Annotated in this window: 22 protein-coding genes; 17 read left to right on the top strand and 5 right to left on the bottom strand. The window is 62.0% G+C overall.

What is annotated here, in order from left to right; all coding sequences use genetic code 11:
* Positions 1-267 precede the first annotated feature (267 nt).
* From JHL16_RS23665 to JHL16_RS23635, 7 genes are all read left to right on the top strand, one after another.
* On the top strand, positions 268-1,653 hold the full coding sequence (locus JHL16_RS23665) for an aspartate aminotransferase family protein (RefSeq protein ID WP_200187379.1): 1,386 nt from the start codon (positions 268-270) through the stop codon (positions 1,651-1,653).
* Positions 1,654-1,770: 117 nt separating this feature from the next.
* The gene (locus tag JHL16_RS23660) at positions 1,771-2,850 is read left to right on the top strand and encodes an ABC transporter substrate-binding protein (protein ID WP_200187378.1); all 1,080 of its coding nucleotides are present in this window, start codon (positions 1,771-1,773) and stop codon (positions 2,848-2,850) included.
* A gap of 100 nt (positions 2,851-2,950) precedes the next feature.
* Positions 2,951-3,805 (top strand): ABC transporter permease subunit, encoded by an 855-nt coding sequence (locus tag JHL16_RS23655; RefSeq protein ID WP_200187377.1) that lies wholly within the window; start codon positions 2,951-2,953, stop codon positions 3,803-3,805.
* Entirely contained in the window at positions 3,805-4,653 is an 849-nt protein-coding gene (locus JHL16_RS23650; RefSeq protein WP_200187376.1) for an ABC transporter permease, read from the top strand. The genes JHL16_RS23655 and JHL16_RS23650 overlap by 1 nt, the downstream gene beginning before the upstream one ends.
* 4 nt (positions 4,654-4,657) lie before the next feature.
* Complete coding sequence (locus tag JHL16_RS23645) at positions 4,658-5,746, top strand: ABC transporter ATP-binding protein (protein WP_200187375.1); 1,089 nt, start codon at positions 4,658-4,660, stop codon at positions 5,744-5,746.
* A 4-nt stretch (positions 5,747-5,750) separates the two neighbouring features.
* Positions 5,751-6,746 carry an agmatinase gene (gene speB, locus JHL16_RS23640; RefSeq protein WP_348647272.1) on the top strand — a complete coding sequence of 332 codons (996 nt, stop codon included), beginning with the start codon at positions 5,751-5,753 and terminating at the stop codon, positions 6,744-6,746.
* A 58-nt stretch (positions 6,747-6,804) separates the two neighbouring features.
* Positions 6,805-6,990, top strand: a complete 186-nt coding sequence (locus JHL16_RS23635) for a DUF3008 family protein (protein ID WP_200187374.1) — start codon at positions 6,805-6,807, stop codon at positions 6,988-6,990.
* A gap of 18 nt (positions 6,991-7,008) precedes the next feature.
* On the opposite strand, the gene JHL16_RS23630 is transcribed toward JHL16_RS23635, so the two are convergent.
* Genes JHL16_RS23630 through JHL16_RS23615 form a run of 4 tightly spaced genes read right to left on the bottom strand, consistent with a single transcriptional unit; the run spans position 7,009 to position 10,518 of the window.
* The gene (locus JHL16_RS23630) at positions 7,009-7,503 is read right to left on the bottom strand and encodes a GlcG/HbpS family heme-binding protein (protein WP_200187373.1); all 495 of its coding nucleotides are present in this window, start codon (positions 7,501-7,503) and stop codon (positions 7,009-7,011) included.
* Between the two features lie 16 nt (positions 7,504-7,519).
* Positions 7,520-9,001, bottom strand: coding sequence for an amidohydrolase family protein (locus JHL16_RS23625; RefSeq protein ID WP_200187372.1), 1,482 nt, complete (start codon positions 8,999-9,001; stop codon positions 7,520-7,522).
* A gap of 20 nt (positions 9,002-9,021) precedes the next feature.
* Complete coding sequence (locus JHL16_RS23620; protein ID WP_200187371.1) at positions 9,022-9,699, bottom strand: flavin reductase family protein; 678 nt, start codon at positions 9,697-9,699, stop codon at positions 9,022-9,024.
* A 60-nt stretch (positions 9,700-9,759) separates the two neighbouring features.
* Positions 9,760-10,518: a GntR family transcriptional regulator gene (locus JHL16_RS23615; RefSeq protein WP_200187370.1), complete on the bottom strand. Its 759-nt coding sequence runs from the start codon at positions 10,516-10,518 to the stop codon at positions 9,760-9,762.
* Positions 10,519-10,749: 231 nt separating this feature from the next.
* Between JHL16_RS23615 and JHL16_RS23610 the strand changes: the two genes are divergently transcribed.
* From JHL16_RS23610 to JHL16_RS23580, 7 genes are read left to right on the top strand one after another with little or no spacing between them, the layout of a single operon-like run.
* Entirely contained in the window at positions 10,750-12,342 is a 1,593-nt protein-coding gene (locus JHL16_RS23610; RefSeq protein ID WP_200187369.1) for an ABC transporter substrate-binding protein, read from the top strand.
* A 58-nt stretch (positions 12,343-12,400) separates the two neighbouring features.
* Positions 12,401-13,393 (top strand): ABC transporter permease, encoded by a 993-nt coding sequence (locus tag JHL16_RS23605; RefSeq protein WP_200187368.1) that lies wholly within the window; start codon positions 12,401-12,403, stop codon positions 13,391-13,393.
* A 22-nt stretch (positions 13,394-13,415) separates the two neighbouring features.
* A complete protein-coding gene (locus JHL16_RS23600) occupies positions 13,416-14,339 on the top strand; it encodes an ABC transporter permease (protein WP_246771264.1) in 924 nt (307 codons plus the stop codon).
* 19 nt (positions 14,340-14,358) lie between these two features.
* The gene (locus tag JHL16_RS23595) at positions 14,359-15,555 is read left to right on the top strand and encodes an amidohydrolase family protein (protein WP_348647271.1); all 1,197 of its coding nucleotides are present in this window, start codon (positions 14,359-14,361) and stop codon (positions 15,553-15,555) included.
* Between the two features lie 2 nt (positions 15,556-15,557).
* Positions 15,558-16,589 (top strand): ABC transporter ATP-binding protein, encoded by a 1,032-nt coding sequence (locus JHL16_RS23590; protein WP_348647270.1) that lies wholly within the window; start codon positions 15,558-15,560, stop codon positions 16,587-16,589.
* The gene (locus JHL16_RS23585; protein WP_200187366.1) at positions 16,579-17,559 is read left to right on the top strand and encodes an ABC transporter ATP-binding protein; all 981 of its coding nucleotides are present in this window, start codon (positions 16,579-16,581) and stop codon (positions 17,557-17,559) included. Before JHL16_RS23590 ends, JHL16_RS23585 begins: the two co-directional genes overlap by 11 nt.
* A 22-nt stretch (positions 17,560-17,581) precedes the next feature.
* Positions 17,582-18,340: an aspartate/glutamate racemase family protein gene (locus tag JHL16_RS23580; RefSeq protein WP_200187365.1), complete on the top strand. Its 759-nt coding sequence runs from the start codon at positions 17,582-17,584 to the stop codon at positions 18,338-18,340.
* Here the strand turns inward: JHL16_RS23580 and JHL16_RS23575 are convergent.
* Complete coding sequence (locus tag JHL16_RS23575) at positions 18,313-19,590, bottom strand: NAD(P)/FAD-dependent oxidoreductase (protein ID WP_200187364.1); 1,278 nt, start codon at positions 19,588-19,590, stop codon at positions 18,313-18,315. The two genes, JHL16_RS23580 and JHL16_RS23575, sit on opposite strands and share 28 nt — an antisense overlap.
* A 155-nt stretch (positions 19,591-19,745) precedes the next feature.
* Between JHL16_RS23575 and JHL16_RS23570 the strand changes: the two genes are divergently transcribed.
* The 3 genes from JHL16_RS23570 (at position 19,746) to JHL16_RS23560 (ending at position 23,807) form a co-directional block, all read left to right on the top strand.
* Positions 19,746-21,023, top strand: a complete 1,278-nt coding sequence (locus JHL16_RS23570) for a glutamine synthetase family protein (protein ID WP_246771142.1) — start codon at positions 19,746-19,748, stop codon at positions 21,021-21,023.
* A 56-nt stretch (positions 21,024-21,079) separates the two neighbouring features.
* Positions 21,080-22,711 (top strand): L,D-transpeptidase family protein, encoded by a 1,632-nt coding sequence (locus JHL16_RS23565; RefSeq protein WP_200187362.1) that lies wholly within the window; start codon positions 21,080-21,082, stop codon positions 22,709-22,711.
* A 124-nt stretch (positions 22,712-22,835) separates the two neighbouring features.
* Positions 22,836-23,807, top strand: coding sequence for an ABC transporter substrate-binding protein (locus JHL16_RS23560; protein WP_200187361.1), 972 nt, complete (start codon positions 22,836-22,838; stop codon positions 23,805-23,807).
* Positions 23,808-23,809 lie beyond the last annotated feature (2 nt).

The raw sequence follows: 23,809 nt of genomic DNA, 5'->3' as shown, positions 1-23,809 counted from the left end.
ATTTGCTGCACTGCAATAGTGGGATGAAATTCGGCGTCATGCAACTGTTTCATGACGGATTTGCTTATTCCTCAGGCTTTGTGGCATAGTCAGGCCATGTGCTTCCGCATCACAGCCACGGGCGAATGCCTGCCTTCGGGGTTTTGGACCCAGAAGCAGGAGGTTCTGCTGCACTGTGCCCGCATCGGTTATAAGCCGTAAGAACACGTCATTTCCCGCCTTGAACAACGGCCTCGCGCCGCCCTTATGCAATTCCGGAGATGACTTATGACCGTCCTTGCCAAGAACCTGAATATCGCCGAACTCGTCGCGCGCGACACCGCGCATCACTTCCATCCCTTTACCGACCATAATGCCTTCCATGCCGAAGGCGGCGCCCGGGTCATCACCCAGGCCGACGGCGTTTGGATCTGGGACGCCAAGGGCAACAAGCTGCTCGACGGCATGGCCGGCCTGTGGTGCGTGAATGTCGGCTATGGCCGCAAGGAGCTGGCCGAGGTCGCTTACCGGCAGATGCTCGACCTTCCCTATTACAACACCTTCTTCAAGACGACGACGGTGCCGACCACCGAGCTCGCGGCGAAGATCTCGGCCAATATGCCGGAGCGCTTCAAGCACATCTTCTTCGTGAATTCGGGCTCGGAAGCCAATGACACGATCGTGCGGTTCGTACGCCATTACTGGAAGCTGATGGGCAAGCCCTATCGCAGCCAGATCATCGGGCGCCGCCGCGGCTATCACGGCTCGACCATGATCGCCGCCAGCATGGGCGGCATGGAGGGCATGCACGGGCAGGGCGGTCTGCCGCTGCCTGGCTTCCACCATGTCCAACATCCTTACTGGTATGACTTCGGCCGCGACTTGACGCCGGATCAATTCGGCCTCGAAGCCGCCGCCGATCTCGAGAAGAAGATTCTGGAGCTCGGGCCTGAAAATGTCGCGGCCTTCATCGGCGAGCCGATCCAGGGGGCGGCGGGCGTCCTGATCCCGCCCAAAACCTATTGGCCGGAAGTGCAGAAGATCTGCCGCAAATATGGCGTTCTCCTCATCGCCGACGAGGTCATTTGCGGCTTCGGCCGCACCGGCAACTGGTGGGGCTTCCAGACGCTGGGCTTCGAGCCTGATATCGTCGCCATGGCCAAGGGCCTGTCCTCCGGCTATCAGCCGATCGGCGCCGTCGCCTTTTCCGACCGGCTGATCAAGGACTTCTTCGACAAGGGCGAGGAATTCTATCACGGCATGACCTATGCCGGTCATCCGGTGGCCGCCGCCGTTGCGCTGAAGAACCTCGAAATCATCGAGGACGAGAAGCTGGTCGAGCGCGTCAAGGATTATGGCAGCTATTTTGCCGAGGGCCTCAAGTCCCTCAACGACCACCCGATCGTCGGCGAGACCCGCTCCGTCGGCCTGATCGGCGCCATCGAGCTTGCCAAGGACAAGAAGACGCGCGCCCGCTTCGACAAGCCTGGCCGGGTCGGCACGCTCTGCCGCGACCACTGCTTCAATAATGGGCTCATCATGCGGGCCTGCTGGGACACGATGGTGCTGGCGCCGCCCTTCGTCATCAGCAAGAAGGAGATCGATGAGATGGTGCGCCTCGCGCGTATCGCTCTCGACAAGACCTACCAGGACGTAAAGGCCGAAATGGCCTGACGCCTTGATGCGAATTAATATTGAATGGGGCCTGTCCCGGGCATAGGCTCGGGACAGACTGGATTAGCAAACCGGCACCATGGAGAGGCTGGTTGCCATAACCGCAAGGGAGTACTCATGACCACTCACAGACCGCGCTTTTCCGCCAAGCGCCGCTCGGTCCTCAAAGGGCTGGGCGCGCTCGGTCTCGGCCTCACCTTCCTGCCGCGCAATTCGCTGTCGGAAGAAGAGAAGAAGCTGAATTTCTATAACTGGGATACCTATATCGGCGAGACGACGCTCGCCGATTTCGAGAAAGCGACCGGCATCGAGGTGAAGATGGATCTCTTCGCCGACAATGACGAGTTGTTTGCCAAGCTGAAAGCCGGCAATCCCGGCTATGACGTGATCTGCCCGACCAACGACAATCTCGAGCGCATGATCAAGGCCAACATGGTCACCCCGCTCGACCATGCGAAGCTGCCGAACTTCTCCAACATGGATCCGGTCTTCCAGGAAGCCGCGTTCGATCCGGGCCGCAAATACTCGATCACCTATCTGTGGGGCACGGTCGGTGTCGGCTATCGCAAGAGCAAGGTCGAGGGCACGGTCGACAGCTGGAAAGTTCTGTTCGAGGAGCCGAAATATGCCGGCCGCATCGCTCTTCTCGGCGACGCCAAGCTGGTGATCGGCTCGGCGCTCAAATATCTCGGCCATTCGCTCAATACGACCGATCCGGCCATCCTGAAGCAGGTGGAAGATCTGCTCATCGCCGGCAAGAAGAACGTCAAGGTCTATGCCGACGACAACGGCCAGGATCTGCTCGCCTCGGGCGATGTCGATCTCACCATGGAATATAATGGTGACATCCTGCAGGTGATGAAGGAAGACGACGACATTTCCTATGCGGTGCCGACCCAGGGTGGTGAGATGTGGCAGGACTGCCTCGCCATTCCGACGGGTGCGCCGCGGCCGGAAAATGCCCATGCCTTCCTCAATTATATCATGGACCCGCAGGTCGAGGCGGCGATTGCCGACTTCGTCCAGTACGGCACGCCCAATGCCGCGGCCAAGAAGCTGATGAGCAAGGAATATACCGACAATCCGGCGATCTTCCCGCCGCCGGAAGTCATCGCCAAATGCGAACCCGCCCTCTATCTGGGCGAGGACGCGACCAAGCTGCGGAGCGATATCTGGACCCGGGTCCAGGCCGCTTGAGGCTCATTTTATCAAGGCCGGCCGGAGATGGCATGTTGCCGTCTCCGGTCGTTTTGATCTAGCATCAGCGGCACAGACCAGGGGCGGGAGGCGCTATATCGTGGACAGTTGGAAGGTCAACCCCCGGGTTTTCTGGACGCTTTTCACACCCGGCACCTTCTGGCTCTTGCTGTTCTTCCTGATCCCGCTCGGCTGGCTGTTCCACGATTCCTTCAGCGACAAGATCTCGATCACCGAGACCCAATTTACCGGCACGCTCGCCAACTATATCCGCGCTTTCGACGCGGTCTATCTGACCATCATCTGGAAGTCGGTGTGGATCAGCGCGGTGGCGACCGCGCTCTGCCTTCTGACCGCTTATCCGATCGCCTTCGGCATCTGTTTCGCGCCCGCCAAATGGAAGCCCTTGCTGCTGCTTCTGGTGATCCTGCCCTTCTGGATCAACCTCCTTATCCGCACCTATGCGCTCATCGCCGTTTTCCGTACCCAGGGTTATCTCAATCTGGTGCTCGGCTGGGTCGGGCTCGGGCCTTACGACATGCTCTACAATGACGGGGCCGTGATCATCGGTCTCGTCTATGTCTACATGCCCTTCATGGTCCTGCCGCTCTATGCCACGATCGAGCGGCTCGACCGCTCCTTCCTCGAGGCGAGCCTCGATCTCGGCGGTTCGCAGGTCCAGACCTTCTTCAAGGTGACCTTGCCGCTGACCATGCCCGGCATCGTCACCGGCATCATCCTGGTCTTCATTCCCTGCCTCGGCTCGTTCCTCACACCGGCGATGCTCGGCGGCGCCAATGCCATCATGATCGGCAATGTCATCGAGGACCAGTTCAAGGCCGCCAATGACTGGCCCTTCGGCTCGGCGCTGTCCTTCCTCCTGATGTATGTGACCTTCGGCGCGCTGGCTCTGCGCGCCTTCCTCGCGTCGCGCAGCAAGGGGGTGGACGTCTGATGGCGCAAACGCTCAAACCGGGCTCGGGACCCCTCGATTACGGCAACCGGACATGGCTGAAGATTCTGTTCGCGGCGATCTTTTTTGCCCTCTACGCGCCGATCTTCACGCTCATCGCCTTCTCCTTCAATACCGACAAGCGTGGCGTCGTCTGGCGCGGCTTCACTTTCGACAATTACGTCAAGGCCTGGAACAACGCCGATCTCCAGGAGGCGATGCTCAACTCCCTCAGCATCGCCTTCATTTCGACCATCATCGCGACCATTCTCGGCTCCATGGTGGCATTGGTGCTGTGGCGCTTCCGCTTTCCCATGAAGGCCGCCTATGAAGGCGTGATGTCGCTTCCCATCGTGATCCCCGAGATCTGCATGGGCGTGTCGCTGCTGCTCTTCTTCACCAATGCCGGCATGATGGCCTGGTCGGTGAATTTCGTCTGGCCGTTCAACCTGATCAACATCATCATCGCCCATGTCGCCTTCTGCTTCCCCTTCGTGGCGATCGTGGTGCGCTCGCGCCTTGTCGGCTTCAATCGCCAGCTCGAGGAGGCCTCCAAGGATCTGGGCGCCAGCGAGTGGCAGACCTTCTGGAACGTGATCGTGCCGTTCATGATGCCGGGTCTCATCGCCGGTGCGCTGCTCGCCTTCACGCTGTCGCTCGACGACTTCGTCATTACCTATTTCACCTCGGGCCCCGAGACCGTGACTTTTCCCGTCAAGGTCTATTCGCTGGTGCGCCGCGGCGTATCGCCGGAAATCAACGCCGCTTCGACCGCGCTCATCGTCATTACGGTCGTCGCCACCATCATCGCAATGAAGCTGCAAGCGCCCGACAAATCGGGCAAGGGTTAGGACCATGGCAGACGCAATCGTATCGCTACGCAATGTGACCAAGACATTCCCCGGCGGCGTCAAGGCCGTCGACAATGTCTCCTTCGACATCGCTCAGAACGAGTTCTTCGCGCTGCTCGGCCCCTCGGGCTGCGGCAAGACCACGCTGCTGCGCATGATCTCCGGTCTCGAGACGCCGACCTCGGGCCAGATCATCATCGGCGGCGAGGACATGGCGCTGACGCCGCCCAACAAACGCCCGACCAACATGGTGTTCCAGTCTTATGCCGTCTTTCCGCATATGACGGTGGCCGAGAATGTCGCCTATGGCCTGAAGGTGACCGGCGTTCCGGCCGACGAGACGAAACGGCGAGTGGCTGAGGCGCTGGAGATGGTAAAGCTCACCCATCTGGCCCAGCGCAAGCCCGATCAGATGTCGGGCGGCCAGCGTCAGCGCGTGGCGCTTGCCCGCGCGCTGGTAAAGCGGCCCAAGGTGCTCCTGCTCGACGAGCCGCTCTCGGCGCTCGACGCCAAATTGCGCGACGAAATGCGCCTCGAGCTGACGCGGCTCCAGGAGAATGTCGGCATCACCTTCATCATCGTGACGCATGACCAGGACGAGGCGCTCTCCATGGCGAGCCGCATCGCGGTGATGGACAAGGGCGCCGTCCAGCAGATCGCCACGCCGTCCGAGCTTTATGAGCAGCCGACCAGCCGCTTCATTGCCGACTTCATCGGCAAGGTGAATCTCATCAACGCCAAGGTGGTGTCGTCCTCGGCCAGCAAGGTGGTGTGCGACGCGAAGGGACTGGGGCGGATCGAGCTGCCGCATGTGGGCCAGGCCCAGGGCGATATCGCCATTGCGGTGCGCCCCGAGAAGCTGAAGATCTCCGAGGCCCAGCCCAAGGGAGCATCGGCCATCGCGACCGAAGGGAAGGTGCGCGATGTTGCATATTTCGGCGATACCAGCCATGTAGTGGTGCGCTGCAAGGACGACCTTGAGCTTGCCGTCAATGTGCAGAATGACAAACGCGCCGGCGGCGCCGGCGTCGAGCGCGGCCAGCAGGTCTGGATCCATTGGGCGCCCGAAGACACGCTCGTATTGACGGAGTAGTTTTGTGACATTGGAAATCTCGAAGCTGACCTCGATCCCGGGGGACAGCGCCTTTCGCCGTAAGAACCTCAAAGGCACCGAGCTCGAGGCGACCTATGCCGGTGCGCTTTCCTATATGCGGCGCAAATATTCGCGCGACCTCAAAGGGGTCGATATCGCCATCACCGGCATCCCCTTCGATCAGGCGGTGAGCAACCGGCCGGGCACGCGCTTCGGGCCCGAGGCGATCCGCAAGGCCTCCGTCGAGCATGCCTGGGGGCCTTATTGGCCGTGGATGTTCGATCCCTTCGACACGCTTGCCGCGGTCGATTATGGCGACTGCTTCTACGACTGGGGCCGCAAGGACCTGGCGCCGGACGTGATCATGCAGCATGCGCTGTCGGTGATCGAGCAGGGGACCGAGCTCGTCTCCCTCGGCGGCGATCACTTCGTCACCTATCCGCTGCTGAAAGCCCACGCCAAGGTGCACGGACCCCTGGCGCTCGTCCATTTCGACGCCCATCGCGATGTCGAGCCCGATGACGGCGACCGCATCGATCACGGCACGATGTTCAACTACGCGGTCAAGGAAGGTATCATCGATCCGAAGAAGTCGATCCAGATCGGCATCCGCACCACCTTCCACGGTGAGCAGACCTTCGGCTTCAAGATCCTCTATTCCGACCAGGTGCATGAGATGAGCCCGGCCGAGGTCGCGGCCGAGGTCGCCAAGACGGTCGGCAAGCAGAAGGCCTATCTCACCTTCGATATCGACTGCCTTGATCCCGCCTTTGCACCGGGCACCGGCACGCCGGTTCCGGGCGGGCTGTCCTCGCATCAGGCACTGTCGATCATCCGCAAGCTCAAGGATGTGAATTTTGTCGGCATGGATCTGGTCGAGGTGTCACCGCCTTATGACCACGCCGAGATCACGGCGCTGGCCGGCGCCACGATCGTGCTCGATTATCTCTGCCTCAGGGCTTGGCAGAAGGGCGCTCGCGGCGAACCGTTGCCGGAGTAAGGAACCCACGGCCTTTCCGATCGTTTCCTCACAGACTGTAATTCTGTGAGGAACGATCATGCCTGCCAAATCGAAAGCTCAGCAGAAGGCCGCCGGCGCGGCGCTCGCCGCCAAGCGCGGCGAGACCAAGAAGAGCGAGCTCAAGGGTGCGTCCCGCGAGATGTATGACTCGATGAGCGAGACGCAGCTCGAGGAATTCGCCGAAACGAAGCGCAAAGGCCTGCCCGAGCATAAACACTCATAGGCAGCTCGGCGTGGCGTGCTATTTCAGCGCGCCGCCTATGGCCTCTACACCCGCCTTGGCGCAGACTTCGTCGATTTTGCCGGAGGGTGCGCCGCCGACGCCGATACCGCCCACCAGCGCATCGCCGATGCGGATAGGCAGGCCACCGGCGAGGATCACCATGCGGGAATCCATGTCGCGCAGGCCTTCGACGTCGCCATTCGCCTTGATGAAGTCCGACAGGCCCGACGTGTCGCGTCCCATGCTGGCCGAGGTGAACGCCTTCCCGGTTGCGCTGGCGACGGTGTGCGGGCCGGAGCCATCGGCCTTGAGCAGGATCTTGGTGGCGCCGCTGCGCTCGACGACCGCGACACTTACCTTCTGGCCATCGGCCTGGCACTTTTCGAGGGCGGCGGTGGCCGCTTTCAGCGCCATGTCGAGCGGAAGATAGGGGGCCGTCGGCAGTTCGGCAGCGCTCGCCTTGAGCGGCATAAGAGTGAGCAGCGCGAATGCGAGGATCGGTCTGGTCAGCATGGATAGTCTCCTTCTGTTAAGTTGAGCCTGAGATGACGGGATAGGCGCTTGAAAAGATCTCCGACACCCGCGGATGGCCGTAGGTGCGTTCGGGATAACGCCCGATCAGGCCTTCGAACTGCTTCTGCGCCCGCTCCGCGTCGGCGGCGAAATCCATGCCGGGGATGTCGCGATCTTCCATGACGAAACGGCCGTCGATGACGACGCTGCGCACATCGCGGCCGGTGGCGCTGATCAGCAGCGTCTGGATCGGGTCGATCACCTGGCCGATATCGGGGCTCGCCAGATCCCAGACGACGATGTCGGCGCGGCAGCCAGGCGCCAGCCGCCCGAGATCGGGCCGCCCCAGCGCGTCGGCGCCGCCGAGCGTCGCCGCATCGAAATAATGCTCGGCCCGGCAGGTCGTGACGTTCCGGTCCATGAGCCTTGAGACGAGCAGGCCGACCTGCAGATTGAGCAGCATGTCGGGCGGCGACGTGTCGGTTCCGAGCCCCATGCGCAGGCCCAGCGCCCGATAGCGGGTGAAACTTTCCAGGCCGTCGCCGAAGCGCGCCGAGACCAGCGGACAATGGACGAGGGCGGCGCCCGCCTCGCGCACCAGATCGAGATCGCGGCCAGGTCCCGGAATATGCCGTGACGGGCTGACGAAGATGCCGTGCGGCAGCAAGGTGCGTTCCGACATGAAGCCGAGGCTCGCCAGCCATTCGATCGACGTCTTGTCATGGAGGCGGCGCACGGTGTCGCGCTCGAACTCGCCTTGTGCGCAATGAAGGCGGACCGGCACGTCGAGGTCATCGCCCGCGGCGGCGGTGCGCTCGAGCAGGCGCGCCGTGCAGGTCTCGATCCGGTCGGGCGCCAGCATGGTGCGGACAAGGCCGTCAGCCTTGCCTTCGAAGGTCTTGCAGAATTGGATCGCCTCATCGAGCCCTTTGAGCCCGCGCTCTTCATCGAAATGGAGCTCGAAATGCTCCGGCGCCACGACATAGGGATTGCCGGTTCGGTAGGCCGGCCCGAGATAGACCCTGAGGCCCAGTTCCTCCGCCGCCTGGGCGGCGCCGGCAAATTCATGCGTGGTCTCGCCCCATTCACGATAATAGAGCGAAGCGATCGGCAAAGCGGTGGTGATGCCGTTGCGGATCAGACGCGCGAAGGCATGCCGCTTCTGGAAGACGAGCTCTTCCGGCGAATACATTTCATAGGGACCGGCCTCCATATAGGATTTGGGCCAGGTCCGACCCTTGCGCCAGGACGGGTGATTGTCGAAAGCGAGAATGGTCGTGTCGAGATCGGAGAGGGCGTCGAGATCGATGAAGCCCGGGGCGAGCAATGCGCGGCCATAATCACGCCTCTGGGCGACTTCGCCGGAAAAACCATGGCCCACAAAGACGATCGCGCCGTTCTCGAAGACCACTTCGCCCTTGCGATAGAGCACATGATGGCCGTCGGCATGTCCGACGACCCAATCGGCGGTCAAAAGGGTTCTTCCCTGATTGCGCATATCGTTATTCCTGGGCTTGTTCAGTTCGATGAGGTTTTCCGCACGCCGCCCGCGGCGGCGCGCTTGACGTCTTCCCATTCGGAAACGGTCATGGTGGGAAGGTCGAAATAGTCGCGGGTGCGCGCATAGCCATGTCCACCCATGCGCCCGATCGCGTCGAGCCCATAAGGGTCGATATGGAGGCGGTCATTGACGAGGGGCGAATGGATATGGGCCGCCAGCACCTCGCCGAGCACGATCTGGCGCGAGGCGCCGATCTCGAGCGTCACATGCTGCCGGCATTCGAAGGCGACGGGCGATTCGGCGATGCGCGGGCTCGCGACCTTGTCGCCGGCGACCGCGGTGAGGCCGGCTTCGCGCAATTCATCGATGCCGGGCTCGAAGGGCACGGCGCAGACGTTCATCGCTTCGAGAATGCTGTCGGAGACGATATTGACGGTGAACACGCCGGTGGTGCGGATATTGCGCGACGTGTCCTTGAAGGCGAGATCCTGGTGCCGGTTCTCGACGCCGAGCGCCAATATTGCGGGCTCGGCGGAGAGGCAGTTGAAGAAGCTGAAGGGAGCGGCATTGGCCCGTCCTTGCGTGTCGACCGTCGTCACCAGAGCGATCGGACGCGGCACCACGGCGCCGATCAGCAGCTTGTATTTCTCCCGTTCCGACAAAGTGCCGAAATCGAAGCTGGTATTACCGCTCATGGCTGATGCATCCCGGATCTGATGAGAGGGCGAGGAAGGGCCAGCCGATGGCCCAGAAGATCAAGCCTCGCCAGCCGGACGATAAGCGGAAAGAATGTCCTGCAGGCTGCGCTCGCGCTTGATGTCGGTATCGAGCAGGCCGCGCGTCGCCACCGCGACCAGATGCTCGTCCATCAGGCGCGCCGCTTCCGTGAGATCGCCGTGCTCGAGCGCCTCGATCAGTGCCAGATGCTCGTTCACCGCGCATTCCGACGAATGCGGCCGGCCATAAAGGGCGAGGATCAGCGAGCCGCGGGAAACCACTTCGCTGACGAAGCGGATCAGCAACTCGTTGCCGGTGAACTGCGCCAGAAGCAGATGGAACTCGCCCGACAGCCGGATCGATTCGGGCTCGGCATGCCGCTTGGCTTTTTCTTCGCTCGTCACATGGGCGCGCAATTTGGCGAAATGCGAAGGCTCGAGCCTGGACATGAGCTCTTCCAGCACCATACGCTCGAGACCGCGCCGGACCCGGAAGATGGCCCGCGCTTCCTCGAGGCTGGGCGAGGCCACGGTGGCGCGCATATTCGGCTGCTGGACCACCAGGCCCTCGGCCACCAGCCGGACGATGGCGCTGCGCACCACCGTTCGGCTGACGCCGAAACTCGTCCCCACCGAATCCTCCGGCAATTTGGTGCCGGGCGCCAGCGCCTGCTCGATGATCGCGCGTCTGAGGGATGTGTAGACATGCTCGGCGAGATTGCCCGCGCGGCTGGCCCGTTTCCTCTTCGGCCCCGGTCCCTCGGCGATGTCGGTGTGATCTGTCTTTCGGCGAATCATGTCTGCCAATCACGATACTGCCTCACCCTGTCGATAGCTATTGTCTACACTATCTTAAAATTAATGTATACAGTTTTGATCTGATAGTGTATGCGAATATCTCCGACCTCCTCAGGAGGCGGATCAAGCGGCGCACAGAACGCCGCGACGGGCAGGGCAGGCATGGCCGCTGATGTGTCGGCCAGTCACGGGCTGCTGCCGGATGGAAACGATCCGAAGAGGAGGAGCTCAATGAAATCACTCACCAAGCTGTCTTTGCCTGGCATTGGCCTCGCGGCGGCGCTGATGCTGCCCTTGGCGGCCGCGGCGACGGCGGCGGAGCTGCGCTGGGGCGCATCGCGCGATATCGACTCGCTCGACCCCTATTCCTATGGCAGCACCTTCACCATCTCGACGCTGAACCATGTCTATGAGGGGCTGGTGCGTTATGACGACCAGCTCAAGATCGAGCCGGCGCTCGCCACGTCCTGGGAGGATATCTCCCCGACGGTGCGCCGTTTCCATTTGCGCCAGGGCGTGAAGTTCCATGACGGCTCGGCCTTCAACGCCGATGACGTTCTGGCCTCGCTCACCCGCGTCAGCGATCCGAAGTCGCCGCTGCGCGGCAACCTGCCGGCCTATCAGGGCGCCGAGAAGATCGACGACTACACCGTCGACATCAAGGTCACCGAGAACTACCCGCTGATCCTCAACGACCTCACCAATATCCTGATCTTCGACAAGGAATGGCTGGTCGCCAACAATGCCACGGCCCCGACCGATGTCGGCGCCGGCATCGAGGGTTATGCGACCACCCATGCCAATGGCACAGGTCCGTTCAAAGTCGTCTCGCGTAAGCCCGACTCCGAGACGGTCTTCGATGTCAATAAGGACTGGTGGGACAAACCGCGTCACAATATCGACCGTATCGTCTTCACCCCGATCTCCTCGCCGGCGACCGCTGTCGCCGCCCTCCTGTCGGGCCAGATCGACTATGTGGAAAAGGCGCCCCTGCAGGACATTCCGCGCCTGAAGCAGTCGCCCGGCATCCAGGTGCTGGCCGGCAATGAATTGCGCACCGTGTTCTTCCTGTTCAACCGCGCGAATAAGCTGATGGCGTCGGATACGGGCGACAAGAACCCGTTCAACGATGCGAAGGTGCGTGAAGCCCTCTATCGGGCCATCGACATCGACGTGCTGCAGAAGAAGGTTATGCGTGGCCTGTCGCGCAATACGGGCTCGATGGTCGCCCCGGCGATCCCGGGCTATGTGCCCGAGCTCGACGAGCGCCAGAGCTATGATCCCGAAAAGGCCAAGGCGTTGCTCGCCGAGGCCGGCTACAAGGACGGCTTCAGCTTCACCTTCGTTTGCGACAACAATGTCTATGTGAACGAGGAGGAGATCTGCCAGGCGGTGTCCGCCATGTGGTCGCGCATCGGGCTCAAGCCCAATCTCGACACGGCGCCGACCAGCATCCAGACCGTCAAGTTCGAGAGCGGCAAGTTCGATGTCGGCATTCTCGGCTGGGCCAATGAGCCGATGATCGACAGCTATTCGATCCTGGTCCAGGTTGCCCATTCCAAGACCGGCACTTCGGGTGTGTTCAACTGGGGCGGCTGGAAAGACGCCGAAGTCGATGCGCTGATCGACGCCGCCGGCAAGGAACTCGACCGCGAGAAGCGTCTCGGGCTGCAATCGAAGGCGCTGCTGAAACTCAAGCAGAATGTCGACTTCCTGCCGCTTCACCAGCAGCCCATGGCCTGGGCCTTGGGTCCCAAGGTGAAGAGCGTGGTACAACTTTCCGACAACAAATCGCGCCACTGGCTGACCGTCCTCAACAAGTGATGTCAGTCTGCCGGGAATCGTTAACCGCGATTCCCGGCGCTCGCAAAGGACCGCGACCATGATCTCGATGGTGATCAAGCGTGTCGGCAATGCGGTGGCGGTGATGATCGCCGTGGCCTTCGTCGCCTTCATGATCTTCCAGTTCCTGGGCGACCCCGTCCAGCTGATGCTCAACGAGCAGGCGAGCCAGGCCGAGCGTGACGCGCTGCGCATCCGTCTCGGCCTCGATCAGAACTTCGTCATGCAGTTCGTGACCTTCATCACGCGTGTGGTGCAGGGCGATTTCGGCATCTCCTATCGAAATCAACAGGAAGTGATGTCGCTGATCGCCGAGCGTTTCCCGGCCACGCTCGAGCTGGTCCTCGTCTCCACCATCGTCGCCTTGAGCATCGGCATCCCGCTCGGCGTCTATGCGGCGATCCGCAAGGGCAGCCCGGTGGCGCGCCTTCTCACCATGTTTTCGATGATCGGCGTATCCATCCCGTCCTTCGTCATCGGCATCCTTCTCATCCTGGTGTTCGCCGTCCAACTCAACTGGCTGCCGGCTTTCGGACGCGGTGAGGTTGTGCAATTCGGCAGCTGGACGACCGGGCTCTTGACGCCATCCGGCCGCCAGGCCTTGATCATGCCGGCGATGTCGCTGGCGCTGTTCCAGATCTCCTTCATCATGCGCCTGGTGACGGCCGAGATGCTCGAGGTTCTGCGCGCCGACTACATCAAATTCGCGCGCGCCCGCGGCCTGCCCAACCGGCTCGTGCATTTCCGTCATGCGCTCAGGAACTGCCTGATGCCAGTCGTCACCATGACCGGCATGATGATCGGCGACCTCATCGCTTTCGCGCTCGTCACCGAGACGGTGTTCCAGTGGCCGGGTATGGGCCAGCTCTTCGTGCAGGCGGTGATGTTCATCGATATGCCGGTGATGGCCGCCTATCTGATGATCGTGTCGGCGATCTTCGTCACCATCAACACCATCGTCGATCTGATCTATCTGTGGGTCGATCCGAGATTGCGGCAGGCCGGCGTCGCGCGAGGGTATCATGCACATTGACGAAGCCGCCCCAGTGGGCCGGATGACACAGTGGCGCCAGCGCCTGAGCGAGGCCTGGGACAGCGATCTCGCTTACAGCTTCCGCGGCTCGCCGATGGCGATGATATCCGCTTTGATCCTCCTCATCGTCGCGCTGACCGCCATTCTGGCGCCGGTGATCGCGGTGCAGAATCCCTATGACCTGACCCAGCTTTTCCTCGACAAGGCGGAATTGCCGCCGATCTGGGTGGAAGGCGGCGAGGCGCCCTATTTGCTCGGCACCGACGTGCAGGGCAGGGACGTCCTCTCGGCGATCCTCTATGGCTCACGCATCTCGCTGCTGATCGGTTTTGCCAGTGTCATGGCCTCGATGGCTATCGGCATCAGTGTCGGCCTCATCTGCGGCTTCGCCGGCGGCCATGTCGACAATATCCTGATGCGGGTCGGCGATTTCGTCCTGTCGATCCCGACCTTGCTGGTGGCGATCCTGGTCAGCGCGTTATTCCGCGAGCTGCTGCCGGTGAACTTGCGCGACAGCTTCGCGCCCTTGATCCTGATGGCGTCGATCGCCATCACTTCCTGGGTGCAATATGCGCGTATCGTCAGGGCGTCCGCCATGGTCGAGGCGCGCAAGGAATATGTGCTGGCCGCCAAGATTCTCGAAGTGCGCACCACGCGTATCCTACTCACCCATATATTGCCCAATGTGATGACACCGGTCCTGGTGACGGCGACGCTCAATCTCGGCCTCGCCATCCTGGCCGAGGCGACCTTGTCTTTCCTGGGCGTCGGCATGCCGGTCACCCAGCCTTCGCTCGGCACGCTGATCCGCATCGGCAATCAGTATTTCTTCTCCGGCAGCTGGTGGGTGGTGCTGTTCCCGGCCTTCCAGCTCGGTCTCATCATCCTCGCGGTCAATCTTCTCGGCGACTGGCTGCGCGACGCTCTCAACCCCAAGCTTCAATGATCTCGCGAAAGGTGCTTCCGTGACCAAGACCACCATCATCAAGAATGTCCGTCCCTGGGCGGAGGCCCAGACCGACATCACCATCAGCGGCGACCGCATCTCGGCGATCGGCGCGGCGGCTGGTGGCGCAGGGGCGGAGGTGATCGACGGCGCCGGCGCCATCCTGCTGCCGGGTCTCATCGAAGCCCATACCCATCTCGACAAGACACTCTTCGGCATGAAGTGGAACGTCAATGATGTCGGCTACACGCTCATCGACAAGATCACCAATGAGCGCGAGATGAAGACCAAGCTCGGCCTCGATCCGGCCCGCCAGTCGGCCCGCCAGGTGGCGATCTCGGTCGCCCGCGGCACCACCCATATCCGCAGCCATGTCGATATCGACACGGTCCATGGCCTCAAGGGTGTCGAAGGCGTCATGGCGACGCGCGAGAAATACAAGGAGTTTATCGACATCGAGATCGTCGCCTTCCCGCAATCCGGCATGATGATCCGGCCGGGCACGGCGAAGCTCATGGACGAGGCTTTGGCGATGGGTGCCGAAGTGGTGGGCGGCCTCGATCCGTCCTCGATGGACAAGGATCCCAAGGGGCAGCTCGATGCGATCTTCGCGCTCGCCGTCAAGCACGGCAAGCCGCTCGACATCCATCTGCATGAGCCAGGCGAGCTCGGTCTCTTCACCATGGGCATGATCGTCGAGCGCACCAAGGCGCATGGCCTCACCGGCAAGGTCACGATCAGTCATGCTTTTTGCCTCGGCCACAATGATTACCTGGTGGTCGGCCGCATGCTGGAGGATCTCGCCAGGAACGACATCGCCGTGATGACGACCGGACCCTCAGGCTGGCCATGCCCGCCCTTGATCCGTACCCTCGATGCCGGGATCACCGTGTGCTCGGGTTCGGATGGAATCCGCGACTGTTGGCATCCCTGGGGCACCGGCGACATGCTGGAGCGCGTGATGTATCTGGGCGAGCGCAATTATCTGAGCCGCGACCGCGATATCCGGCGCATCTTCGATGTCGTCACGACCCTCGGCGCCAAGGTGATGGACATCAAGGATTATGGCCTCAAGCCCGGCAACATCGCCGATCTCATGCTCGTCGATGGCGAGGCGCTGGCCGAGGCGGTCGCCTCCTGCCGTCCGCGCCGCCTAGTGATGAAACGTGGCCGCGTCGTCTCCCGCGACGGCGCCGCTCCTTTCGAAGTCGCTTGAACGTGACCATAGCCCCCGTCCATATCTCACCGCATGCGCCGGCCCAGGCACCCGGCGCGGTTCTCGACATCCGTAAGCTCGTCGTGGAGTTCCCGACGCGGCGCGGCGTCCTGACCGCAATCCGCGGCATCGATCTGACCATCGGGCGCGGTGAGATATTGGGCGTCGTCGGTGAATCGGGCGCCGGCAAGTCGCTCACCGGGGCGGCGGTCATCGGTCTCCTCGAATCCTCCGGCCGCGTCGCTGAGGGTGAGATCCATGTCTGCGGCCGGCGCATCGACAATCTGCCTCGGCGCGAGATGCAGAAATTGCGCGGCCGCACCATTGGCGCGATCTTCCAGGATCCGTTGACCTCGCTCAATCCGCTGCTGACGGTGGGCGACCAACTCACCGAGACCATGCGGGTGCATCTGCCTTTGTCGCGTGCCGAAGCCGCCGACCGTGCGATCAAGTTGCTGCAGGAAGTCGGCATTCCCTCTCCGGAACTGCGTATCACCCAATATCCGCATCAGTTTTCAGGCGGCATGCGCCAGCGCGTCGTCATCGCTCTGGCGCTATGCGCCGAGCCGGAGCTTGTCATCGCCGATGAGCCGACCACGGCCCTCGACGTCTCGATCCAGGCGCAGATCACCGCACTTCTGAAGCGCGTCTGCCGCGACCGCGGCACCGCGATGATGCTGATCACCCACGATATGGGCGTCATCGCCGAGACCGCCGATCGTGTCGCCGTGATGTATGCCGGGCGCATCGTCGAGATCGGGCCGGTCGCTTCGATCATCCGTGCGCCACGCCATCCTTATACCAAAGGTCTCATCGGCTCGATCCCGAGCCTCACCGACCGCCGCGAGCGGCTGGTGCAGATCGACGGCGCCATGCCGCGCCTCAACGCCATGCCATCGGGCTGCGCCTTTCATCCGCGCTGCCGCTACGCGAACGAGCAATGCCGCAGTGACCGGCCGCCTTTGCTGCCGGCCGGCACGAGTGAAGCCGCCTGCTGGCATCTCGATCGGGAGGAGGTGAGCCATGTCGCTTAAGGAACAGCCGGCACTCACGGCCTCCGACATCTCCTGCTGGTTTCACCTGCCACAATCCTGGCTTGACCGGACAGTGCTCGGCAAGCCGTCGCGCATGGTCAAGGCGGTCGACGGGATTTCCTTCCAGATCCCGCGCGGCACGACCTTCTCCATCGTCGGCGAGTCCGGCTGCGGCAAATCGACGGTCGCGCGTATGGTGGTCGGCCTCCAGGCCCCGACAGGCGGCACTTTCAATTTCGCAGCCGGACGCGGCCGCAAGGGCCGCCTGCGCACGCAGATGATCTTCCAGGATCCATTTGCCAGCCTCAATCCGCGCTGGCGGGTCGGCGACATCATCGCTGAGCCGATCCGTGAGCTGGGCCTCTGCGACGGCGCCAAGGAAACCGAGCGCCGCATGCATGGGCTGCTCGACACGGTCGGGCTCGGCAGCCGCGATGCCGGTCGTTATCCGCATGAATTTTCGGGCGGTCAGCGCCAGCGCATCTCGATTGCCCGCGCCTTGGCGGCCGAGCCCGAATTCCTCGTCTGCGACGAGCCGACCTCGGCACTCGACGTATCGGTGCAGGCGCAGATCCTCAATCTGCTCGCCGATCTGCAGGGCGAACTCGGTCTCACCTATCTGTTCATCAGCCACAATCTGTCGGCGGTGCGCCATGTGTCCGATCGCGTGGCGGTGATGTATCTGGGCCGCATCGTCGAGGAGGCGCCGGTCGAGGAGATCTTCGATCGTCCGCGACATCCCTATACGAAATTCCTCTTGAGCTCGGTGCCTAATCTCCTGCATCCCGATCGCGATCGTGTTCCCGTCGCCGTCGATCTGCCGAGCCCGATCAGCCCGCCGCCCGGCTGCCCCTACAATCCGCGTTGTCCATTGGCGTCCGATCTGTGCAGGACGACGGCGCCGGACTCTTCGCATCTAGGCGCCATGACCATTCGTTGCCATCGCGCCGCCGAAGCCCGCCTTTCCTGATTTCACAAGAACAGCCTCACAAATGCGCATACGCCTGATCAATCCGAACACGACCGAAACCATGACCGAGACGATCGCCGACGCGGCGCGCCTCGTCGCGGCGCCGACGACCCGCATCGAGGCGTCGACCTCGAAATCGGGCGCCGCGTCGATCGAAGGTCATTATGACGAGGCGATGAGCATCATCGGCCTGATCGAGGCGATCAGGGACGATCCCGATGCCGATGCTTATGTGATTGCCTGCTTCGGTGATCCGGGCTTGCTCGCGGCGCGGGAGTTCACCGCCGCGCCCGTGCTCGGCATCGCCGAAGCTGCGATGCATGCGGCGAGCTTCGTTGCCACCGGCTTCTCGGTCGTCACCACGCTCGAGCGCACACGTATCATCGCCGAGCATCTGGTTCGCAATTACGGCATGACGCAGCATTGCCGCCGTGTACGCGCGGTGGACATCCCGGTTCTCGCCCTCGAGGATCCTTCATCGATGGCACGCGCCCGCATCCTCGCCGAATGTGAAGCGGCCATCGCCGAGGACAGTTCGGGCGCGATCGTGCTGGGGTGCGCCGGCATGGCCGATCTCACCAGATATATCCAGGATCGCCTGCAGATTCCGGTCATCGATGGCGTCGCCGCCGCGGTGAAATTCGCCGAGGCGCTGGTGGGGCTTGGATTGAAGACGAGCAAACGCGGCGATCTCGCTTTTCCGCTGCCCAAGGTCTATCGCGGGCTTACCGCCGATTACGCGCCGGAGGAGCCTCAGCTCAAGGCGTCGCGGATCCGGTAGAACAGCATCGCCGCGACGAGAAGCGGCGTGCGGATCGGTCCGCCAGGGAAGGGCAGGTGCTTTATGCGCCCCAGGAGATCGAAGCGCGACGCCTGACCCTGGATCGCTTCCGCCATCAGCTTGCCATACATACCGGCGAGCGCCACGCCCTGGCCGGAATAGCCATGCGCATAATAGATGTTCGAGCCGATGCGGCCACAATCGGGAATGCGGTTGGAGGTGATGGCTATATAGCCGCCCCAGGCATGATCGACCTTAACGTCCTTGAGCTCGGGGAAGACCGACAGCATGCGCGGGCGCATATAGGCGCCGAGATTAGGCGGCTCGAGTGTCGAATAGCTGGCGCGTCCGCCGAAGAGGAGGCGCGTGTCTTTGGTGAGACGGAAATAGTCGACGATGAAGTTGGTGTTCGCCACCGCATCATTGTCACGGATGAGTGAGCGGGCGCGGTTCTCGCCCAATGGCTCGGTGGCGATGATGTAGCTCGTCACCGGCATGATGCGGCCATAGAGCTCGGGCATCATGCGGCCGATATAGGCGTTGCAGCCGAGGATCACGAATTTGGCGCGCACGTTGCCTTTGTCTGTGCGCACCGTCGCGGTGGCGCCAGGCTCGACATTGACGACAGCCGAATTCTCGAAGATCTGCGCGCCGGCTGCCATCGCGGCCTTGGCCAGCCCTAAGCAATAATTGAGCGGATGGAAATGGCCGGCGCCGCCTTCCCGCAGGGCGCCATGATAGATCCTGGTGCCGAGCCGGTCCTCGAGCTCGGCCTTGTCCAGGACTTTTGTGTCGGTATAGCCGAGTGCGTCCCATTCCTCTTTCCACTCTTTGAGAGAGTCGAATTGCGTGGGCTTCGGAATGGCGTGCAGATAGCCCCATTTGAGGTCGCAATCGATCTTGTATTTGGCGATGCGATCGACGATCAGCCGCTTGGCTTCCTCGGCGATATCGAAGCATTTGCGGGCATCGTCCTTGCCGAGCTGCGCCTCGATGCGCTGCTGTCCGGGGGAAAAGCCGGTGCAGATCTGTCCGCCATTGCGCCCTGAGGCCCCATAACCCACCTGGCGGGCCTCCAGGACCACGACCTTGAAACCGGCCTGGGCCAGCTCCAAAGCAGCGGAAAGGCCGGTAAATCCAGCCCCGACCACGCAGATATCGGCCGTAACGTCACCGTTCAGCTGGGATTGTGGGGGGAAGGGGTGGGCGGAAGCCTGGTAATAAGATTGCGCGTCGATGGAAGCCGGCATGATCCATGACCAATGCCAAGCCCTGTTTCCTCCGTCAAGAAGGCCGGGTAAGGTGAGCCGTCGTAACGATTTCACAGGGTATCATGTCGCAAGCGAAATTTGAGGAATGGATTACCGAACGCCGGATCAGTGAAGTTGAATGTTTGGTGGCCGATATGTCCGGAACGGCCCGGGGGAAGATCCTGCCTCCCTCGAAATTTTTGAAGGGCAACAAATCGCGTGGCCTCCGCATACCGGAGGAAGTTTTCACCCTCACCATCAATGGCCGTTATGTGTGGGAAACCTCGGCGGTCAGCGACGCCGCGATCGACATCTATCTGCAGCCCGACTTCAACACCATTCGACTGGTGCCCTGGTACAGCGAGCCGACCGCTCAGGTCATCTGCGACGCCTTCCATCTCAATGATGATCCGGTCGATATCTCGCCGCGCCATGTGCTGAAGCGCGTGCTGGCACTCTATAAGGAGAAGGGCTGGCGGCCGATCATTGCGCCGGAGCTCGAATTCTATCTCGTCAAACGTAATATCGATCCCGATTATCCGCTCGAGGCGGCGGTGGGCCGGTCGGGCCGCAAGGAAGCCGGTGGCCAGGCCTATGGCATCGACGCCGCCAACGACTTCGATCCGATCGTCGAGGACATCTATGATTTCTGCGAGGCGCAGGAGCTCGATGTCGACACGCTGAGCCACGAAAGCGGCCCGGCGCAGCTCGAGATCAACTTCAACCACGGCGATCCGCTCGAGCTCGCCGACCAGGTCTTCCTGTTCAAGCGCACGGTGCGCCAGGCGGCCCTCAAGCACGACATGTATGCGACCTTTATGGCGAAGCCGCATGAGAACGAGCCGGGCTCGTCGATGCATATCCATCAATCGGTGTTGGATGTGAAGACCGGCAGGAATGTCTTCGCCGGCAAGGACGGCAAGCCGTCGAAATTGTTCCTCAGCCACATTGCCGGCCTGCAGCGTTATCTGGCGGCAGCCCTTCCGCTCGCCGCCCCCAATGTCAATTCCTACCGGCGGCTTGTGCCTGAATCGGATGCGCCGACCAATGTCCACTGGGCCATCGACAACCGCACCGTCTCGTTGCGTGTGCCGTCCTCCGATCCGGCAAATCTGCGGGTCGAGAACCGCGTGCCGGGGGCGGACGCCAATCCTTATCTTGCTTTCGCGGCCTCGCTCGCTTGCGGCTATCTCGGCATGATCGAGCGTCTGAAGCCCACCGATCCGGTCGAGGGCTCGGCCTATCGCTACGCCCACACGCTGCCGATCAGCCTCGATGAGGCGCTCGACAAGCTGAACTACACCAAGTCGTTCAAGCAGGTGCTGGGCGACAAGTTCGTCGAGGCGTTCCAGGATGTGAAACATGAGGAGATGCAGCATTATCGCCGCGTCATCAGCTCATGGGAGCGGGAATACCTGCTTTTGAATGTGTGATTGCTTGAATCAGTCGGATTGCCGAAGATGATGCGATGCGGTTCGGAGGCCTGCCTATGATCTTGTTGCGTCGCCATCTCGGCTTTCTGGCCGTGCTTCTGCTGCTGTTCGGGTCGGCTCCAGCCTTCGCTGGTAAGGGCGACCGCGCGTCCGGCCCGTCCTTCGGCGACATGACGTCGTCGATCGCGCTGTTCCTCGACAGTCCCGGCCGTCTCGAGCTGCCGCTCGAGCGCATCCGGCCGGCGCTCAAGGCGCATTATGTCGATAATGGCGGCACTATCTATTGGGTCGGCAGCGGCCGCATGACGCCTTTCATCCAGCGACTTGTCGATGCCGAGGATGACGGCCTCAATCCGGACGACTATCCGATCGACACGCTGATCGATCTGCGCGATGGGATCGATGCCAATGATCCGATGAGCGCGGCCAGGGCCGAGCTCTATTTCTCGGCCTTCTTCGTCGCCTATGCGGCGGATCTCAAGACCGGCCGTGTCATTCCGCAGAAGGTCGATCCGCGGCTGTTCCGCAACCGCAAGACGGTCGATGTGCTGCGCATCCTGACCGACATGAGCAAGAATCGCGAGCCGACCCGCTACCTCGATGTCTTCGAGCCGAAGAACCCGCAATATCAGGCGCTCAAGAAGCTGCTGGTGCAGTATCGCGAGCGTGTGGCGCAGGGCGGCTGGGGCACGGTCGATCCGGGCGTCAGCCTGAAGCCCGGTATGCGTGATGCACGCGTCGGCTCAGTACGCAAATTGCTCGCCGCCACGGGGGATTATGAGTGGCAGGCATCGGGGGAGCCCGATCTCTATGACGAGCAGCTCGCCATTGCGGTCAAACGCTTCCAGTCGCGCCACGGTCTCGAGGCCAAGGGCCTCATCGGCAAGCAGACCATCATCGCCATGAATGTGCCGGTCGAGGAACGGGTGCGTCAGATCATGCTCAATATGGAGCGCTGGCGCTGGATGCCGGAGGATCTGGGCGAGTATCATTTCCTCGTCAATATCGCGTCCTTCGAATTGCAGCGTATCAAATCCAACACCATCATCGACCGCATGAACACGGTGGTGGGCGCGCCCGCGACGCAGACGCCGGAATTCTCCGACGAGCTCGAATACATAGAGTTCAACCCGACCTGGACGGTGCCCTACAGCATCGCCACCAAGGAGATGTTGCCGCGCCTGCGCGCCAATCCTTATGCCTATGCAGGGGATTTCGAGGTCTTCATCGGCGGCAAGCTCGCCTCCTGGGGCAGCATCGACTGGTATTCCTATGGGCCGGGCAATTTCCCCTTCACCTTCCGCCAGAAGCCCGGACCGAAGAATGCCCTGGGCAAGGTGAAGTTCATGATGCCCAACAAGCACAATATCTATCTTCACGACACGCCGTCGAAGGACAAGTTCCTGCAGACGGCGCGGGCCTTCAGCCATGGCTGCATCCGCCTGTCGCGGCCCGTCGATCTCGCTTATGCGCTGGTGCCCGATCTCAAGGACTGGTCGAAGGAACGGATGAACACGACCTGGGCCGGCGGCAAGACCACGCGGGCGATGATCGTCGACCATATTCCGGTGCATCTGATCTATGGCACTGCCTTCAAGGGTGATGCCGGCATGATCGAGTTCCGGCCCGACGTCTATGGCCGCGACCGCAAGCTTTATAATGCGCTGTTCGGCCGTCCAACCTCCTGACAGATCCTGTCTCTGCGCCGGACCTATTCAGCAGAAGCTTTCCAGGCTTCTTTCCGCATAATACTTGATTAAATTACTCGGGTTTTGTAGGGGTGAGCCGCCTATCAATTTGGGGGGCTCGATCATGCTGAAATCTTTGGGGATTTATGGCGTAGCGGCAATCATGGGCTTGGTCCTTGCCGGTTCTGCACTGGGGCAAGAGGCGAAGAAGCTCGGCGTCGTCGACGACCGCGGAGTGGCGGTCGAAGTGCCGGCCAAACCGCAACGGATCGCCTCGGTGTCTTATTTCGCTACCGATGCCGCTCTGGCGCTGGGGGTGAAGCCGGTGGCGACAACCTACATGGTCCAGGGCCGCGAGCCCGATTTCCTCGCCGGCCACACCAAGGACATGAAGCAGATCGGCCAGCGCGCCCAGCCCAATCTGGAGCTCCTTGCTGAAGCGAAGCCCGATGTGACGATCGCGATCCGCCGCTACACCGAGGGCAACGCCACCCAGTATCAGAAGATCGCGCCCTATCTCGCTTACAATCTCGAGCTCTACAGCGACAGCGACCGCACCATCACGCAGCTCGGCACGATCCTCGGCAAGCCTGAGCGCGCCCAGGAGCTCAACGCCCAATTCAAGAAGGACATTGCCGACTTCGCCGCCAAGGCGCCGAAGGACGTGCATCCGCGTTTCCAGGTCATGTGGGCGGGTGATGCGCCCTGGACCTTCTATTCCGAGAACATGACCGCCGCGATCCTGACCGCGCTTGGCGGCGACAACATCGCCGGCCACAATCCGACGCCGCATATCCCGGACAATTTCGGGCTCGAGATGAGTCTCGAGACGATGCTGGAGAAGGATCCGGAGGTCATCTTCGTCTATGACTACGGCCCGGACCGGCCGCATGAGAACAACCCGATCTGGCAGATGCTGTCGGCGGTGAAGAACAAGCGCGTCTATTATGTCGGCGATCACTGGGTCGAGGCCCACGGCCCCATCGCCCGCGAGATGGTGCTGCGCGAAGCCGCGCATTATCTCTATCCGGATACGTTCCCCAAGCCCGACATTACCGTCGAGGCGGCGAAATTCATCCCTGCCGATCTGAAGTGAGG

Origin of the sequence: Taklimakanibacter albus, assembly GCF_016595235.1 — a bacterium.
In the GTDB taxonomy this organism is placed as follows: domain Bacteria; phylum Pseudomonadota; class Alphaproteobacteria; order Rhizobiales; family Aestuariivirgaceae; genus Taklimakanibacter; species Taklimakanibacter albus.
This window is presented reverse-complemented; position numbering and strand designations above follow the sequence as displayed.